Source organism: Acinetobacter sp., assembly GCF_036666595.1.
GTDB lineage: Bacteria > Pseudomonadota > Gammaproteobacteria > Pseudomonadales > Moraxellaceae > Acinetobacter.
Map to the genome: position 1 here is coordinate 1 of NZ_JAVWVO010000075.1, position 738 is coordinate 738.

General features: G+C 27.0%; 1 protein-coding gene. It reads right to left on the reverse strand.

Translation table 11 applies throughout. The features are described from left to right. Positions 1–322: 322 nt before the first annotated feature. On the reverse strand, positions 323–738 hold a 416-nt coding region (locus tag RR876_RS16855), incomplete at its 5' end, for a hypothetical protein (RefSeq protein WP_332637174.1).

Genomic DNA, 738 nt, shown 5'->3' on the forward strand with positions numbered 1-738 from the left:
GGGCCAAGTTCTTAAATTTTGTATTTCTGGTCGTGACATAACTTTATAACTCTTAGATATTAATAATAAAAAATTTATTAGAGTACATTACTATGTTTAAACCATTTACAACATGTTGTTTAAAAAACATGCGACAAATTATGTCTCTTCAATTAAGTTCTACTCTCAACTCTTCATTCTATTTAACATAATGGCTGTTATACGAAATGAAAAAACCTAGGCACCAGCCTAGGTTTTAAATTTTAAAAAATACATAAAAATCAGTGAAATAAACTCACTTTTAGCATTTCGTATAAGGTGTATTATGTTAATTTTAGGTTTTCTAATCATTCCAAGAAAAGTGTAAATAATAATAGTCATCTTGATATGTAACTACATAATCAAGATAGCAAACATCAAATGAGCTGTTATCTAGCAAATATAGATTTAATTCATATTCTGAAATACTTTCCAGAAGGTCTATAATTTTTGAAATTATATTTTTTTTAACAATCTCATAATCATCTGAAATTGGGAAATCGTCACCAAAGAACCATTCATTTAAGGATTTATTAAGTTGCGTTTTCCAACCTAATATTGGTTCATATGTAAAATCTAATTTAGAAAATGGGGAGTGATTTGATTCAGAGTGTCTTATTGATTCTCTAATAAAAAATTCTGTGAGACTATTTTGAAGTGAACCTTTGTTATATATGGGCTCTATATAAAAATCATGCGATACAGTATGACTGTTTAAAG